Annotated in this window: 13 protein-coding genes; 7 read left to right on the forward strand and 6 right to left on the reverse strand. The window is 38.1% G+C overall.

Annotated features, from left to right (window positions below; translation table 11 throughout):
* Positions 1–87 precede the first annotated feature (87 nt).
* The 4 genes from murA to Q8S11_RS15525 form a co-directional block, all read right to left on the reverse strand.
* On the reverse strand, positions 88–1,416 hold the full coding sequence (gene murA / locus Q8S11_RS15510) for a UDP-N-acetylglucosamine 1-carboxyvinyltransferase (protein WP_305663038.1): 1,329 nt from the start codon (positions 1,414–1,416) through the stop codon (positions 88–90).
* Positions 1,417–1,545: 129 nt separating this feature from the next.
* Positions 1,546–2,223: a DUF4290 domain-containing protein gene (locus Q8S11_RS15515; protein WP_305663039.1), complete on the reverse strand. Its 678-nt coding sequence runs from the start codon at positions 2,221–2,223 to the stop codon at positions 1,546–1,548.
* Positions 2,224–2,287: 64 nt separating this feature from the next.
* Complete coding sequence (locus tag Q8S11_RS15520) at positions 2,288–4,558, reverse strand: ATP-dependent helicase (protein WP_305663040.1); 2,271 nt, start codon at positions 4,556–4,558, stop codon at positions 2,288–2,290.
* Between the two features lie 133 nt (positions 4,559–4,691).
* Entirely contained in the window at positions 4,692–6,143 is a 1,452-nt protein-coding gene (locus tag Q8S11_RS15525; protein WP_305663041.1) for a tetratricopeptide repeat protein, read from the reverse strand.
* A 136-nt stretch (positions 6,144–6,279) separates the two neighbouring features.
* Here Q8S11_RS15525 and Q8S11_RS15530 point away from each other — a divergent pair, with 136 nt between their 5' ends.
* From Q8S11_RS15530 to Q8S11_RS15540, 3 genes are all read left to right on the forward strand, one after another.
* The gene (locus tag Q8S11_RS15530; RefSeq protein ID WP_305663042.1) at positions 6,280–6,444 is read left to right on the forward strand and encodes a hypothetical protein; all 165 of its coding nucleotides are present in this window, start codon (positions 6,280–6,282) and stop codon (positions 6,442–6,444) included.
* A gap of 119 nt (positions 6,445–6,563) precedes the next feature.
* Complete coding sequence (locus tag Q8S11_RS15535) at positions 6,564–6,728, forward strand: hypothetical protein (protein WP_305663043.1); 165 nt, start codon at positions 6,564–6,566, stop codon at positions 6,726–6,728.
* 144 nt (positions 6,729–6,872) lie between these two features.
* Positions 6,873–8,243, forward strand: a complete 1,371-nt coding sequence (locus Q8S11_RS15540) for a dipeptidase (RefSeq protein ID WP_305663044.1) — start codon at positions 6,873–6,875, stop codon at positions 8,241–8,243.
* Positions 8,244–8,612: 369 nt separating this feature from the next.
* Here the strand turns inward: Q8S11_RS15540 and Q8S11_RS15545 are convergent, their stop codons facing one another.
* Positions 8,613–9,710 (reverse strand): mandelate racemase/muconate lactonizing enzyme family protein, encoded by a 1,098-nt coding sequence (locus Q8S11_RS15545; protein WP_305663045.1) that lies wholly within the window; start codon positions 9,708–9,710, stop codon positions 8,613–8,615.
* A gap of 178 nt (positions 9,711–9,888) precedes the next feature.
* Between Q8S11_RS15545 and Q8S11_RS15550 the strand changes: the two genes are divergently transcribed.
* From Q8S11_RS15550 to Q8S11_RS15565, 4 genes are all read left to right on the forward strand, one after another.
* A complete protein-coding gene (locus Q8S11_RS15550) occupies positions 9,889–11,928 on the forward strand; it encodes a thioredoxin domain-containing protein (protein WP_305663046.1) in 2,040 nt (679 codons plus the stop codon).
* A gap of 36 nt (positions 11,929–11,964) precedes the next feature.
* Complete coding sequence (locus Q8S11_RS15555; protein WP_305663047.1) at positions 11,965–12,462, forward strand: peptidylprolyl isomerase; 498 nt, start codon at positions 11,965–11,967, stop codon at positions 12,460–12,462.
* Positions 12,463–12,660: 198 nt separating this feature from the next.
* On the forward strand, positions 12,661–13,581 hold the full coding sequence (locus tag Q8S11_RS15560) for a PepSY-like domain-containing protein (protein ID WP_305663048.1): 921 nt from the start codon (positions 12,661–12,663) through the stop codon (positions 13,579–13,581).
* A 231-nt stretch (positions 13,582–13,812) separates the two neighbouring features.
* Positions 13,813–15,726, forward strand: coding sequence for a beta-N-acetylhexosaminidase (locus Q8S11_RS15565; RefSeq protein ID WP_305663049.1), 1,914 nt, complete (start codon positions 13,813–13,815; stop codon positions 15,724–15,726).
* 57 nt (positions 15,727–15,783) lie between these two features.
* On the opposite strand, the gene Q8S11_RS15570 is transcribed toward Q8S11_RS15565, so the two are convergent.
* On the reverse strand, positions 15,784–17,412 hold the full coding sequence (locus Q8S11_RS15570; RefSeq protein WP_305663050.1) for an ABC-F family ATP-binding cassette domain-containing protein: 1,629 nt from the start codon (positions 17,410–17,412) through the stop codon (positions 15,784–15,786).
* Positions 17,413–17,474 lie beyond the last annotated feature (62 nt).

Consider the following 17,474-nt stretch of genomic DNA (forward strand, 5'->3'; position numbering starts at 1 on the left):
AACCCAAAATTGAGAACGTGAAAAGATGTGAAGAACAAATCAAAATTCTGCACTAAGGGTGTTAAGTTTGAGTAGCTTATTTAATAATTAATGCCCTGTTTGGTTAGTGACATTTATCCGTTTTATATCAGCTCCCAATGCCTTAAGTCGTCCATCAATGTTCTGATATCCACGTTCAATTTGTTCGATATTATAAATTATGGATGTACCCTGTGCAGAAAGAGCCGCGATGAGTAATGAAACGCCTGCCCTGATATCAGGGGAAGTCATTTCAATTCCACGAAGATTTACTTTTTTATCCAGACCAATTACTGTTGCGCGGTGAGGATCGCATAAAATAATCTGGGCGCCCATGTCAATCAGTTTATCAACAAAGAATAGGCGGCTTTCAAACATTTTCTGATGAATCAGGACATTTCCTTTGGCCTGGGTAGCTATTACCAGCATGATACTAAGTAAATCCGGCGTAAATCCCGGCCATGGGGCATCGGCAATGGTCATAATTGAACCATCAATAAACGTATCAACTTCGTAATGTTTCTGTGATGGGATGAAAATATCGTCACCTCTCAATTCAAATTTAATACCCAGTTTTCGGAAAACTTCAGGAATCATACCTAGTTCCTCATAATGGACATTTTTGATAGTGATTTCAGATTCAGTCATAGCCGCCAATCCAATGAATGAGCCAATTTCAATCATATCCGGTAAGAGCCTGTGTTCAGTCCCGCCAAGTTTTTTGACGCCTTCAATTTTCAGGAGGTTAGAGCCAATACCGGTAATTTTAGCGCCCATCCGGTTGAGCATTTTGCATAATTGCTGCAGATAAGGCTCGCAGGCTGCATTATAAATTGTTGTCTCTCCTTTAGCAAGAACGGCGGCCATAACCACATTGGCTGTTCCTGTAACTGAAGCCTCATCCAATAAGATATAGGCACCTTTCAGGTTACTGGCATCAACGTTAAAGAAGTTTGTTTTTTTGTCATAAATGAATTTGGCTCCCAGCTTTTCAAATCCAAGAAAGTGGGTGTCAAGACGTCTTCTTCCAATTTTGTCGCCACCGGGTTTTGGAATTGCTGCTTTTCCGAAACGTGCCAATAGGGGTCCAACAATCATGATCGATCCCCTTAAACTACCGCCCTTTGCTCTGAATACCTCTGATTGAAAAAAATCAAGATTGATTTTTGAAGCTTCGAAAGTGTAGGTGTCCTGATTGATGCGTTCAACTTTTACCCCAAGATCTGAAACTAACTCGATCAGTTTATTTACATCTTTAATATCCGGAATATTGCTGATTGTTATTTTTTCTTCAGTTAAGAGAACGGCTGAAATGATTTGTAATGCTTCATTTTTTGCGCCCTGAGGTATAATTTCCCCTTTTAAAGGTTTGCCACCAACAATTTCAAATGCATTCATCTTTAGTGTAAAGGGTTTTAATGGTATTATTATTTAGCGAAAAAGCTAATTTACAAAAACAAGCCTTCCTTAATAAATAAGTGTTATTGAATTGGTTAATTCTTTAAATCAAGAAGAAAAAAGTATTCTTTAATATCTTTTTCCACCAGTATTATTACTCCTCTGGCGGTTTGAGCCTGAGTTATTTCTGTTGCTGCTATTTTGCCTTCCTTTATTTTGATTGGTATTCCTTTGACGGCTGGCACTTGGAGCTTGTCTGACCTCTACACGTTGCAGGTTAACATTTTCTTCTAATTGTAAAGCACCATTTGACATTTCACGCAAATCTTTGATAATGGTTTCATCAGCAACGCTGTCTTTGTTCCAGGTAACATATGCCATTTTCATGAAATTGGCAATGGATTGAACCATAGCCTGTTTTCGTTCAGGATCTTCAATACTTTTAGCCCGGCTGATCATCAGTTCTACGGTTTTTCCGTAATGTTTATATTTTATCCTTTGTTGCGGATAAGACAATGGCGCAGGTTTAAAACGAATGGCATCTTCAGATGGTTTTGGATAAGGTGAGTCTACATCGATTTTAAAATCAGAGATAATGTGTAAATGGTCCCATAGTTTATGTTTGAAATCAGCCACATCACGTAAGTGTGGATTTAAAAAACCCATAAGGTCTATGACAACCTGAGCATAGCGATTACGTTCATCTTTGGTTGGAAGATCGACAATATATTTAACCATATTCTGGACATTACGTCCATATTCGGCAAGAATTAATTTTTTCCGGGTTGTATTATAATCAAATGTCATGGTAATTATGTGTTGGCGCGGGCCTAAATATGCGGTTTTTAAGCTCTAAATCGCGATTTTGAATTTATTTTATAATTTTCAATTTAGCAAATTTTAGCAATAATTGCTTCTGTCCCAAATCTTTAAAAAATATAGTTGCTTTGATGTCGGGTTTATTGCCTTCCAAATGGATTACTTTACCAAATCCAAAGCGTTCATGTTCAACTTCCATGCCCATCTGTAAACCCGAAGTATCCGATGGAGCGAATCCTTCACTTGGTACGTGTGCTTTAGGAAGTATGGACCTAGTCTTTGGAAGGGATGAGGGTTTTGGCTTGCTAAATGTTTCTTTTTGTTGCCATGCCGACCTTTCATCATCAAAAAGTGAATTGCCTGCAGTTTTGGTATTGGATTTGAACTCGAGTTCAAGATATCGGGCATCAATTTCTTCAATAAACCTGCTGGGTTCACAGCTGGTCAAAGTCCCCCATCGGTAACGTGATGTGGCATAGGAGAGCATTAGTTTTTTACCTGCCCGGGTTATTGCAACATAAAAAAGTCTGCGCTCTTCCTCCAGATCTGCTCGTGAACTCAATGACATCTGGGAGGGGAAGAGGTTCTCTTCGAGACCAACTACAAATACATTGTCAAACTCCAGTCCTTTTGCCGAATGAATGGTCATTAATGATACGGTATCTGCATCAGGGTTCTTGTCATTATCATCATTGGTGAGCAGGGCTATATCCTGCATAAAGATATCAAGGCCTTTTTCTTCAATATCTTCACGTTCGCTGAATTCTTTGATACCATTTAGAAGTTCCTGGATATTTTCATACCTGCTTAAACCTTCAACAGATTTATCAGAATAAAGATCTTTAAGGAGGGTGGAATGTTGGGCAATATGCAAGGCTGTATCATAGGCAGAATGCGTTTTAGTCATCACCTGAAAACTTTGTATCAAAGAAGCGAAATTTGCGACAGAAGCTGAACTTCTTGAATCAAGGTATTTTGGAGCATCACAAATGACTTCCCACATGGTCAGGTTATACTGATCAGCTGCAATCATGATCCGTTCAATCGTAGTATCTCCAATCCCGCGTCGCGGATAATTAATTACCCTTTTAAGGGCCTCTTCATCATTTGGATTGAAAGTGAGTCTGAAGTAAGCAATCAGATCCTTTATTTCTTTACGCTGATAGAATGAAAGTCCTCCATAAATTTTGTAAGGTACGTTCAGTTTTCGGAGCGCTTCTTCCATTGCTCTTGATTGAGCATTGGTGCGATAGAGTATAGCAAAGTCATGATATTTTGACCCCTTCAGGGCCTGTTCCTGTGCGATGGCCTCTGCGACAATTTTGCCCTCTTCATTATCACTAAATGCCCTCGAAACCTTGATTTTATCTCCTTCTTCATTTTCAGAAAAGACTGACTTTTTGAGTTGATTTTTATTATTTGCAATAATACTATTTGCAACACTGACAATGTTTTTGGTTGAGCGGTAGTTTTGTTCAAGTTTAAATACTTTCAGGTCAGGATAGTCTTTTTCAAAATTTAGAATATTTTGAATATTAGCCCCCCGAAATGCATAAATACTTTGGGCATCATCTCCAACTACACAGATATTTTCATTGTTCGCTGCCAGTTTTTTGACAATAAGGTATTGAGAGAAATTAGTATCCTGGTACTCATCAACCATTAAGTATTTAAATTTATTCTGGTATTTATACAGCACTTCCGGATGTTCCCGCAACAGAACATTTGTTTTAAAAAGCAGATCATCAAAATCCATTGCACCAGCTTTAAAACAACGCTGAGTATATATTTGATAGATTTCGCCTAAATTCCCGCGACCTGTTGAAAAATCCTCAGCCTGAATATGTTCGTTATTGAGATATTCGGCCGGAGAAATAAGATTGTTTTTAGATGAGGATATCCGGTTATAGACGAAATTGGCATTATATAATTTATCATCTAATTGTTTCTCCTTAAGGATAGTTCGGATAAGACTCTTACTATCATCGGTATCGTAGATAGTAAAATTGGATGGATAACCAATTTTTGCAGCTTCAACCCTAAGGAGTTTTGCGAATACCGAGTGAAAGGTGCCCATCCAGATGTTTTTGGCCTCTGAACCGACTACTTTCATAATACGTTCCCGCATTTCTTTCGCAGCCTTATTTGTGAATGTTAATACCAGAATATTGAATGGGTCAACTCCCTTTCTGATGAGATGAGCTACACGGTAAGTAATTACCCGTGTTTTTCCGGATCCCGCACCGGCAACTATCATCACTGGTCCCTCTATCTGTTCAACTGCCGCCCGCTGAGAAGGATTTAATCCGTCTAAATAATCCAAAATGTACTCCTGTTTTTGTCTGCTAAATTAAGAAAGAGATTTGAGATTAAGGCTTGGTGTTAAATACTTATGTCTAATCAGGCAATTAATTGTTTTGATAAAATCTGATTTTATCGCTGAAGAAGACAAAAGATTATTCATCGCTCATCAAACTTGATTTTTGAGGGTTATTGAGATTCTCATTCATATTGATAATCTTATCATCAAGATCATAAACACATTTTCCAATCTGTTCAAGCAGTTCATCCCGTTCAATTAAATTATCCTTATCCAAAAGCATGAGCCCTTTCAATGTTGCTACAGGACTTCTGATCTGATGAGACAGGTGAGAGGAATATTCCGATAATTTTTTATTTTTAATCTTTATATCTCTGGTCCGATCTTCAATAATTTCTTCGAGATTCTGATTGATTGTATCCAAATCATCTTTTTGTTTTGAAATCTCGAGATTTAGCCGGCTTAGTTCTCTATTATTATTAGCAGACTTGCCGACGATTTTCACTAATAGGAAAATGACAAAAAATGCCATTATTGCAATCGCAATACTTGCCCAAAGAAATACCCGGGTATTTTTTTGTCGGGCAATTGTCAGTTCATTTTCTTTCTGCTTTTCAAGCTGAACATGTTGTGCCTGAAGGAGTCTGATTTTGTCAGATACATTATTCACGTATCGGGCACTATCTACCCGATAGGCTTTACGTAAATAATTTAAGGCTTGAAAATAGTTTTTACGTTTACTCTCAAGCTCATAGGAGGTTAGGGTATAGTTGTGTATGAGCTTAGAATCCTGTAGTAGTTCGGCATACTTTAAACCTTCCTCAATTGTTTTTTCAGCCTCTTCGTACCTGCTTTGTGCAATATGGACAGAGCTAAGGGTTAAGTTAATTGCTGCAATTGAGTTATTTAATTTTTCTTCCTTCGACTTTTTCAAGGCATTAATCAAATGGCTTTCTGCACTATTAAAGTCTCTCAGATTTAAGTAAAGTACCCCGAGATTTTGATGACTTTGAATGATTCCTATTTTATTGTCCAGGTTCTCAAACATGCTTAGGCTTTCCTGGTAATACGTCAATGCTTTCGAATAATTTTGTTGTTGTTGATAAGCTGTACCGATATTTAACTTAAGGCCTGCTATTAAATCTTTAATGTTGAGTTTTGTGGCTATCGTTAAAGATTTTTCAAAGTTTTCTAATGACTTATTATAGTCGATACCCCGGTAAAGATTCCCTATATTATTATAAACTTTAGCCTCTCCTTCCAGATTATTGGTTTGCTTGAAATAGCTTAGGGCATTTAAATAGTTATCAATTGCTGCTTCAATTGAATTTTTATAACTATTTCCGACTCCTATTACACGATAGGATTCTGCAATTCCATTGATATAATTGATTTGTTCAGCTAAGGCAAGGGCTTTTTTAGCTTCTGAAATTGTGATGTCCGGGTCTGTTAAGCGGGATCTAAAGGCCTGACTATTAAGCTTAATAACTGTACTAGTGTCAGAACTTATCTTTAAATTTATAGAACTTTTTTGAATACCTGGAGTATAAATGAAAAAGCTTATAAGTATTAATACCAGGTTCAACATATTCATCACCATATTTAGGAGTAAGTTTAAAAAAAAATAAACAATTACAGGCAGCGATTAATTTTTATTTAAACCTGATTTTTAATAGATTCTATTGACATTACAAAATAATTTATAAACAAAAAACCCCATACTTATGAAAAAGTTATTATTAACAGTTGCTGTTTTAGGAACAGTATTACTTAGTGCTTGTGAAAAAGATGAACTGGCAGTTCCATCTGAAAAATCATTGATCAAAACAGAAAAAGGTGTGGCATGCCGTGGTTGTGGTGATTGGGATATTACCGAACCTCAGCCATAGTTTACCTTTCTGAAAATACCTCATGTTCAGTAAAATTTAGGTAAAGCAGGAAGAAAAATTTATTATAAAAAGATCATTCATCAGACCTGACAAATTTCAGGGACAAAAAATTAATTATCATGAAAAAAATTATCATTTCATTATCGGTAGCAGGTTTTATATCATTAGGTTTCACAGTTGTTGGAAATACAAATTCCAAGGAAGAGAATGTAAAAATTGAGCAAAATGAAAAGTACAACAGGTCAGTTGATATCAGCGACAAACGTCTTGCAAATTGGGATTGATTTGAATTGAATCGATAAAAATTCGCTTTTGGATCATCCCTTTAGTATTTGATTAATGGAGATTAAGTTAATCTCCGATTGATTTTTTCATACATTGATTCATGACTAAGCATAGATTCATATCTTTGTATAAAAACCAATTATATGCAAGATATTAGATCCTATGTGAGCGAAAATAAGCAGCGTTTTCTGGATGAGTTATTTGAATTGTTGAGATTTCCATCCGTAAGTGCAGATCCAAAGTTTAAAGCTGAAATGCTAAAAACTGCGGAATACGTTGCTGAAAAGTTAAAATCTGCTGGTGCCGATACTGTTGGAATTTGTGCAACAGCAGGCTATCCAATAGTATATGGCGAAAAAATTATCGATAATTCGCTTCCAACGGTTTTAGTGTATGGACATTATGATGTTCAGCCACCTGATCCACTTGAACTATGGCATACCCCTCCCTTTGAACCGACAATTCGGGATGAAAAGATCTATGCACGTGGTTCATGTGATGACAAGGGACAGTTTTATATGCATGTGAAGGCTTTTGAACTGATGATGCGTACAAACTCACTCCCGTGTAATATTAAATTTATGATTGAGGGGGAGGAAGAAGTTGGTTCAAGCAACTTAGGAATTTTTGTTAATCAGAATAAGGAGCGCTTGAAGGCGGATGTGGTGTTGATTTCAGATACTTCTATGATAAGTTTGGAACATCCTTCATTGGAAACCGGATTACGTGGACTATCTTATGTAGAAGTGGAGGTTACTGGTGCGGACCGAGATTTACATTCAGGTGTTTATGGGGGTGCAGTTGCGAATCCGGCTACTATCCTGGCGAAAATGATAGCCTCAATGCACGACGAAAACAATCATATTACGATCCCCGGCTTTTATGATGATGTGCTTGACCTAAGTAAAGAAGAAAGGGAAATGCTCAACAAAGCACCCTATAATGAGTCGGATTATAAAATCGATTTGAAAGTTGATGAATTATGGGGGGAGAAAGGTTATACCACTCTTGAACGAACAGGTACCCGTCCAACTCTGGAAGTTAATGGTATATGGGGTGGCTATATTGGCGAAGGAGCCAAAACCGTTCTGCCATCTAAAGCATTCGCAAAGATTTCTATGCGCCTGGTGCCAAACCAGCAATCTGATAAAATTACAAAACTTTTTAAAGATCATTTCGAAAGTATTGCCCCCAAAAGTGTAAAAGTTAAAGTTACACCACACCATGGAGGTGAACCCGTGGTAACGCCTACTGACAGTATAGCCTACAAGGCAGCACAAAAAGCAATTCTTGAATCATTTGGTAAGGAACCGATTCCAACCAGAGGTGGAGGGAGCATTCCAATTGTAGCATTATTCGAGAAGGAGCTGGGTATTAAAACGGTTTTAATGGGTTTCGGTCTGGATAGTGATAATCTTCATTCTCCGAACGAAAAATTTGATATTGCTAATTTTTACAAGGGAATTGAGACTATTCCACTATTCCATAAATACTTTGCTGAATTCAGTAAATAAAGAAACGATAAATTTTCAAATAACAAAGGCCGAAAAATTCCGGCCTTTGTTATTTGATGTGTGTTCGATATAAAATCTTGCTTGGCTATTTTAAAATGAATTATAGCAAATGGTCCTTTTGCAGGTCTGCCCGTCCCAATGAAAAACAGCATCGGGTAAAATAAACCTTGCCGGAGGAGGTAGCTTCCGGCTATTCGAAAATTTGAAATAGAACGTAATTTCTTGCCTGAACTACTCCGGAGGAAAGGACTGAACCAGCCTATAAGACACAGGTATTGCTTTCCAAAAGCAAATTATTTAGGCACTGGAGCCTTATTTGGATAATTATAACCGTTTTATTTTACCCTTCATTAAACCGATTCAGGTTAATTAAATACTCCACTTTTCGCAGGATTTTAGAAATCCTTCATCAGCATCTGCTCCAATACCGGGTGTTTCAGGAATATCCAGAAAAAAACCATCATAATTGAGCCCGCCACTAACAGGATCCACCAGATGCCCAAGCAGGCAGGTATCCAGATCGAAATATTTAATTCCAGGGCAGGCATAGGCAAAATGTAAGTTCGCGCTCAGGGCAATTCGGCTTTCGAGCATACTTCCAATCATACATGGAATGCCTGATTCAAAAGCCATTTGATGAATTTTAAGTCCTTCATTAATACCCCCCGACTTAGCGAATTTGATATTGATATAATCACAGGATCCCGAATTAATAAGTCTCCTTGCATCATGATGATTATAACAACTCTCATCAGCCATGATTTTTGTGTTTGTCTGCTGTTTTAATTCGGGAAGTTTATCATCATACCAGGTACGCATGGGTTGTTCACAAAACTCGATATTAAGTTCCTGCATACTATTTAAACACCTTAATGCATCATCAAAATTCCAGCCCTGATTTGCATCAATCCTAAGAATTATTTGCTCACCAATTTTTTTCCTTATTGCCCTGATTCGCAGCAGATCCAGATCGGGATCTTTACCTAATTTTATTTTCAGAATCCGTGCACCCTGCTTCTGATATTTTGCTGCTAAATCAGCCATTTGCTCAGGCTCAGCGATACCTATGGTTATATCGGTTTCAATCACTCTTTTTTCCCCACCTAAAAATCTGTAAAGTGGCTGTCCCTGTTTTTTTGCAGCAAGATCATAAAGCGCCATATCGAAAGCACTTTTTATGGTTGAGTTAAGTGCGGTGAAATTGTGAAGATCCTGAAGCCTTTCAGTTATTGCTATTGGGTCTTTCCCTTTGAGTATTCCTGCAAAATCTTTGGCCATTGCCAGACAGGTTTCCTGAGTTTCTCCAACAATCATTGGAAATGCAGAGCACTCTCCAACCCCATAATGTTCGCTGTCTGTATAAATTCTTACTAGAACATTTTGAGCAAAATCCATAGTGCCGGTTGCAATTGTAAATGGCTCCATGGGGATACTAAATCGATATATATCAGTATGGGTTATTTTCATGGCGAAATTTAAAGCTTTATGTTTAATCTGAGAGATATTTCTTTAGAATAAGATCTGATAATCTGAGAGATTAAAGTTTTTTACCCTTACAATCAGTTTCAACATGAAGAGGTCATTAAATTGTAAAGACTCCTCAATTGCCCAGGCCTTTCTTATTTTTACATAAATATATCAGATTATGTCAAACAGATTAAAGAATCAAAGCTCTCCCTATTTACTGCAACATGCAGAAAATCCTGTTGATTGGTATCCCTGGGGTGATGAAGCTCTGGAAAAAGCCAAGTTGGAGAATAAACTGATTTTGGTAAGTATAGGATATTCGGCCTGTCATTGGTGCCATGTGATGGAACATGAAAGCTTTGAAGATTCAGAGGTTGCTGAAATTATGAACCGGCACTTTGTCTGTATTAAAATCGACCGCGAGGTACGCCCGGATATTGATCAGATTTATATGAATGCCGTACAGCTAATGACTGGCAGTGGCGGCTGGCCGCTTAATTGTTTCTGTCTTCCTGATCAAAGGCCAATTTATGGAGGAACCTATTTCAGGAAGAATGACTGGAAAAGTTTATTGAAGAATCTCGCCGATTTCTGGAGAGAAAAACCAGATGAGGCTGTTGGCTATGCAGTCAGGCTAACTGAAGGTATAAATCAAACCGAGCAGTTAGTTCCGGTTAGAGAAGAAATTGTTTTTACCAGGAAGGATCTGGAAGCCATCTTTAATCCCTGGAAGCGATCTTTTGATTTGATTGATGGAGGATATAATCGGGCTCCGAAATTTCCATTGCCAAATAACTGGCAATTTATGCTGAGGTATGCTCATTTAATGAAGGATGATGCTGCTCATGCTGCAGTGAGGATTACCCTGCAAAAAATGGCATTTGGGGGAATTTATGATCAGATAGGAGGGGGATTTGCCCGATATTCTGTCGACGGAAAGTGGCATGTACCACATTTCGAAAAAATGCTTTATGACAATGCTCAGTTAATTTCACTTTATTCTGAAGCATATCAATACACTCCTGATCCGATATATAAGAACATTGTTTATGAAAGTCTGGAATTTGTGGAGAGGGAGTTAACTTCAGATGAATTTGGGTTTTATTCGGCACTGGATGCAGATAGTGAAGGTGTTGAAGGCAAGTTTTACACCTTTACAAAAGAGGAGATAAAAGCCATTCTAAAGGATGATGAAGATCTGTTTTCTATTTATTATCAGATTACTGATGATGGCAACTGGGAGGAGGAAGGGACAAATATTCTGATGAGAAACATGGAAGATTCTGAATTGGCCTCCCAGCTTGGATTAAGTGAGGATGAACTGACCGATAAAATTTCAGAAGGAAAGAAAAAGCTTCTTACTGCGAGGGCAGACCGTATTCGTCCGGGACTCGATCATAAAATCCTTGCTTCCTGGAATGGTATGATGCTTAAAGCCTATACTGACGCCTATCGCGTTTTCGGAGAGCCGGAATTTCTTGAAAAAGCAAAATTAAGTGCTGCATTTATTCAGAATAAACTGATGGTTGGCAATGAAATCAGGCGAGTGTTTTCTTCAAATAATTCTCCGGATGAATGGTCAGGAGCATTTCTGGATGATTATGCCTTTGTGATAGATGGTTTCATAGGCTTGTATGAAGCCTGTTTTGATGAAGCCTACCTGTATAAAGCAAAACTATTACTGGATTATACTATTTCAGATTTTTATGACAATGAAAGTGGGATGTTTTTCTATACACCGGCTTCAGGAGAGCAGCTCATTGCCAGAAAGCAGGAAATTATGGATAACGTGATTCCTTCATCCAATTCTGTCATGGCCAATAACCTGTATAAATTTGGTCATCTCTTTGATCAGCAGAATTATCTGGAGATTTCTTCAAATATGTTACGAACTGTTCATCCTCATATCAAATCATACGGTTCTGCCTATTCGAACTGGGCTATTTTGTTGTTAAACAATGTTTTTGGATTATATGAAATAGCTATTACCGGAATTGAGGCAGAGGAAAGGCGTAAGGAAATAGAAAAATATTACATTCCTAACAAAATACTTTTGGGAGGAACTTCAGGAACATTACCTTTGTTAGCTGACAAGCTGGCTTCAGATACAAAAATTTATGTGTGCCGTAATAAAACTTGTCTTTTGCCTGTAAATGAGGCGATTGAAGCTATTAAACAAATCGATAACCCAAATACAAGGCCGGGGCGGAAGGATTAGGAATCCCAAACCTGTTTTTACTTAAAATCTATTAAAATGACAATTCAATCAAACAGCGTTGTAGCGCTAACCTATGATCTTTACACAAAAGAAAATGATCAGGAAGTATTTGTAGAAAAAGCTGATGAGCAAAACCCATTAATTTTTTTATATGGAGTAGGCATGATGCTTCCAAAGTTCGAAGAAAATCTGGAAGGTTTGAACATAGGCGACCTGTACGACTTTCATCTTATCGCGGAGGATGCTTACGGTTTAAAAGATGAAAATGCAATTACCGAACTCCCTTTGGATATGTTTGGAGAAATGGAAATGCCTGAAATCGGATCAATTCTTCCATTACAGGATAACGAAGGGAATCAGTTTAGGGCAAAAGTACATGAGTTGACTGAATCGGCTGTAGTCGTAGATTTGAACCATCCAATGGCGGGTCAGGATCTTCATTTTATCGGTAAAATCATTTCTGTTCGTGCTGCTACAGAAGAAGAACTTGCACATGGACATGCTCATGGTGCCGACGGTCACGAAGCCCATTAATTTAAGCTATTTTTATCAGAAGGGTATTGCCATTGGCAATGCCCTTTTTTATTTAAATGTTCAGGCTAATCAGGTTTATTAAATAGTTTATTCCTGTTCATGCTGGTTTGGGCAGTAAATTCCTGATATTTTCTTAAAAATATCAAAAATCATTTGTTCTTCATCTTGTGTCTTTTTTTTTACATAAAAAACACAGATATGAAAAGATCCACAAACATTAAAAGCATCATACTGGTAGTCAGTATGGCTATTTTGAGTCTTAACTCATGCAAAAAAGACAATACAGTATCTCTTGATGATGAACTTCAGTTTGCCAAACTTGAAGCTATTACTATCAGCAGTACCACGGCAATCAAAGGTTCGGGAAGCAGTACAGATTCCTTATTTGCTATGGATGCTTGTAAAAAAGGGAATAAAAAAACCAGGGTTGAGCAAAGTTTACTCCCGGCATCAGTATTATCTTACTTAAGTGCGAATTATGCCGGTCATAGTTTTATGAAGGCTTATCAAATTGCAAATCAATCCACTGCTGTATTAGATAGTTATGTAATCATTGTGCAATTCAATGATAAACCAGTAGCGATAAAATTTGATGCAGGCGGGAACTTTGTCAAAGTACTTGAAATCAGGGAAGGCCGCAATATGAAAGGCAAAGGCGGATGGCATGCAGGCGGTTGCTTTGATAACAGGGATGGTAAACAGCGTGATACCCTTGTCATTAGCGCTATCCCTGCTGCAATCAAAACCTATATGTCTTCAAATTACCCTACCGATACCCTGGTTCATGCCTTTGTAAATAAGGATCTGAGTATTGTTCTGATCAGTAAAAATATTGATTTTTATGCTACATCCTTTTCAGCCGCAACTACATTTATTAAACGCATTCAATTGCCGGCAGGACATGCTAAAGGAAGATCAATAGAGGCTTCAGCATTGCCTTCAAATGCAACATCATACCTTAATGCCACCTATCCTAATTATGTTTTCAAAAAAGCTTTTGAGCTGAAAGTAAATGGAACTTTGAAAGGGTACCTGGTTCTGATTGATGCGAACTTGACCAAATATGCAATCCATTTTGATGCTAAGGGACAATTTGTAAAGGGTATAACCATCCGATAAAATTCTCTGTTGCATTCTGCCTTTGAAGGCCGCTTCTGACAATGAAGCGGCCTTTTTTTATTTTTCGGGCGGCCTGATTTCAGTTAAAATATATTTGGATTTCGAATCAATTTATAGGGTTCAGGTTTATTTATATAAATTGCCTCCGCGATAATTTAATCAGTAATTATTGGTTAATAATCATATGGATAAGGTTTTCAAACCCTTATTAAATTAAAAAATTATTTAGTAATGAAGTTCAGTATTCAATTTTTATTTTGTTTTTTCATATCAGTTAAGACATTTAGTCAGGTAATTAATCCTGAAATTTCGATAATTCCCAAGCCGGTCGAAATGCATAAAGGAACAGGTCATTTTAATCTGCCCCAAAATATAAGTCTCTATTCTACTGCTGCTCCTGAGCTAGCACAAACCCTTGTTTTCTTAAAGGAACGCTTAACTGTACCTACTGGTTTTCATGTTTCTTCAGTGAGTAGTCAGGAAAGTGCTTCGGTTAAACTCTTAATCAATTCGCATGCAGATAATACACTTGGAACGGAAGGGTATCACCTCTCTGTGACCTCTTCGCAGGTAATTATCAGGGCAAATCAGTCTGCGGGTCTATTTTATGGGGTCCAAACCTTGTTGCAACTTTTACCAAAGGAAATAGAAAGTAAATCACTCATAAAGAATGTCAATTGGGTTATTCCTGCTGTTGAAATTACCGACTATCCTAAGCTTGGCTGGCGTGGTTTAATGTTTGATGTTGCCAGGCATTTTTTCACAAAAGAAGAAGTGAAACAATACATTATTGCTATGTCACGCTATAAATACAATGTGCTGCATCTGCATCTTACTGACGACGAAGGCTGGAGAATTGAAATTAAGGGTTTCCCTAAGCTGACAGAAGTTGGAGCTTGGAATGTTAAAAGAGTAGGAGTGTTTGGCGATTTTATCCCACCAAAAGCTGATGAACCCCGCGACTATGGTGGTTTTTATACACAGGATGATATCCGGGAGCTGGTACAATTTGCAAAAGACCGGTTTATAAATATTTTACCTGAAGTAGATGTTCCGGGTCATAGTCTTGCAGCCATTGCTTCTTATCCTGAATTGTCATGTACCCCAGAGGCTGTAAAATATAAAGTAAGATCAGGTGAGAAGATTATGGATTGGTCGAGGGGCGCGCCTCCAATAGCATTATTAGATAATACGCTTTGCCCTGCCAATGAATTGGTTTATAGTTTCATGGATACTGTAATTACACAACTGGCAGAACTATTCCCATTTGAGTATATACACTTAGGAGGTGATGAGGCGCCAATAAATTTCTGGCAGAAGAATGAGCAGATCAAGGCTTTGATGATTCGTGAAGGTATTAAAGATATCAAAAAGGTGCAGGGATATTTTACCGGAAGGGTTGAAAAGATTGTGGAATCGAAAGGCAAGAAAATGATGGCCTGGGATGAGGTACTGGAAGGAGGGGTTAGTCCCTCTACTGCAGTTATGAGCTGGCGCGGGATGAAATATGGAATAGAAGCAGCACTTAATAAACATCAGGTGGTGATGAGCCCTACAACCTATGCTTATCTTGATTACATGCAATCTGACGAGATATCTGAACCCAGGGTTTATGCTTCATTACGTCTGAGTAAATCCTATGAATTCGAGCCTGTTCCGGCAGGGGTTGATCCGCAATATATAAAGGGGGGGCAGGCCAATTTATGGACTGAGCAGGTTTATAACATCCGGCAGGCAGAATATATGACCTGGCCCAGAGGTTTTGCAATTGCAGAGTCAGTATGGTCACCAAATCAACAGAAAAACTGGCCAGAGTTTTTTAACAGGGTTGAGCAGCATTTTGGGCGCCTTGACTTCTCTGAAACCAAATATTCTCCCGCAGTCTACGATCCTATATTCAAGGCCGGTAAAACAGCCGATAACAAATTGACGATTGATCTGAGTACTGAAGTGGAAGGACTGGATATTTATTATTCATTTGATAATTCATTCCCCGATAGGTTTTACCCTAAATTCATGAGTACCTTGACCGCACCTATCGATGCCAAACAATTGAAAGTAATTACTTACAGAGGAAAGGAACCTGTGGGCCGGATGCTGACCATGCCAATTGCTGAATTAAGGAAGCGGGCAAGATTATATTGAAACAAAAAAAGCCGATGAATCAGTATTTACCGGCTTTTTTATTCTATTTTTTTTGTTTTAAACCAAAGAATACAGCTCTTCCCGTTGTTGTTTAACAATATCACTGTTAATGTATTCATCGTAGGTCATCAATTTATCGATGATTCCACCCGGAGTTAACTCAATGATGCGATTTGCAACAGTTTCTGTAAGCTCATGATCCCGTGAAGTAAATAAGATTACTCCTTTAAAATCCTTCATTCCATTGTTCAAAGCGGTAATGGATTCAAGATCCAGGTGATTTGTTGGCTCATCGAATAATAAAAGATTAGCCTGCTGAAGCATCATTCTCGAGAACATACAGCGCATTTTCTCTCCACCCGAAAGAACAGAAGATTGTTTTAAAACTTCCTCCCCCGAAAATAACATTCTGCCCAGGAAACCTCTGATGAATTGTTCGTCCTTGTCTGCTTCAGAATACTCACGCAGCCAGTCGACCAGGTTTGTATCCTTGCCTTTAAAGTATCCTGAGTTATCATTTGGAATATCAGCAATATTAATTGTGACACCCCATTTAAAGGAGCCCTTGTAGTCTTTATCCCTTCCTGTCAGAATTTCATAAAATGCAGTAGTCGCTATACTATTTTCAGACAGTACCGCTATTTTATCGCCCTTGTTAACCATCAGGTTGATACCTGAGAACAGCACTTCACCATTCAATTCCTTTTTCAGATTTTCAATCTGAAGGATCTGATCGCCAGCTTCGCGTCCCTGATGATTGAAAAGAATTGCAGGGTATTTACGATTGGATGGTTTGATCTCATCGATATTAATTTTATCCAATGCTTTCTTACGACTTGTTGCCTGCTTGGATTTCGATGCATTGGCACTGAAACGACGGATGAATTCCTGAAGTTCTTTCACGCGTTCTTCAGTCTTTTTATTCTGGTCAGAGCGCTGCTTTAAAGCAAGCTGACTTGATTCATACCAGAATGAATAATTACCGGTATAAATATTCATTTTACTGAAATCAATGTCGACCACATGGGTACAAACAGTGTCCAGAAAATGCCTGTCGTGAGATACAACCAGGATAATTCCCTCATAGGAGGCAAGAAAATCTTCGAGCCATGCAATGGTTTGTATGTCAAGGTCGTTGGTAGGCTCATCCAGTAAGAGGATATCCGGTTTTCCAAATAATGCCTGAGCAAGAAGCACCCGTACCTTCTGGTTCCCATCAAGATCCTTCAATAGATTATAATGAAATTCTTCTTTTATGCCCAGATTACTCAGCATGGTGGCAGCGTTATTCTCTGCATTCCATCCATCCATCTCTGCAAAAATATTCTCGAGTTCGCCGGCCCGTTCACCATCTGCCTCAGAAAAATCATCTTTGGCATACAGTGAATCCTTCTCTTTCATGATACTGTACAACTCTTTGTGACCCATCATAACCGTTTCAATGACTGGAAACTCATCAAAAGCGTAGTGATCCTGGGTCAAAACAGCCATTCTTTCGCCCGGTGTGAAGGAAACTGAACCACTGCTTGGGTCGATTTCTTTGGAAAGAATTTTAAGGAAAGTTGATTTTCCGGCACCATTTGCACCAATTATACCATAACAATTTCCGGGAGTAAACTTTAAATTTACTTCTTCAAAAAGAGTTCGTTTACCGTAACGAAGTGAAAGATTAGATACTGTAATCATGTATTTAAAATAAATTGCAAAGGTACGGATTTAAAGGGGTATTATAAACATTAGGGAATGTT

Source organism: Daejeonella sp., assembly GCF_030695525.1.
GTDB lineage: Bacteria > Bacteroidota > Bacteroidia > Sphingobacteriales > Sphingobacteriaceae > Daejeonella.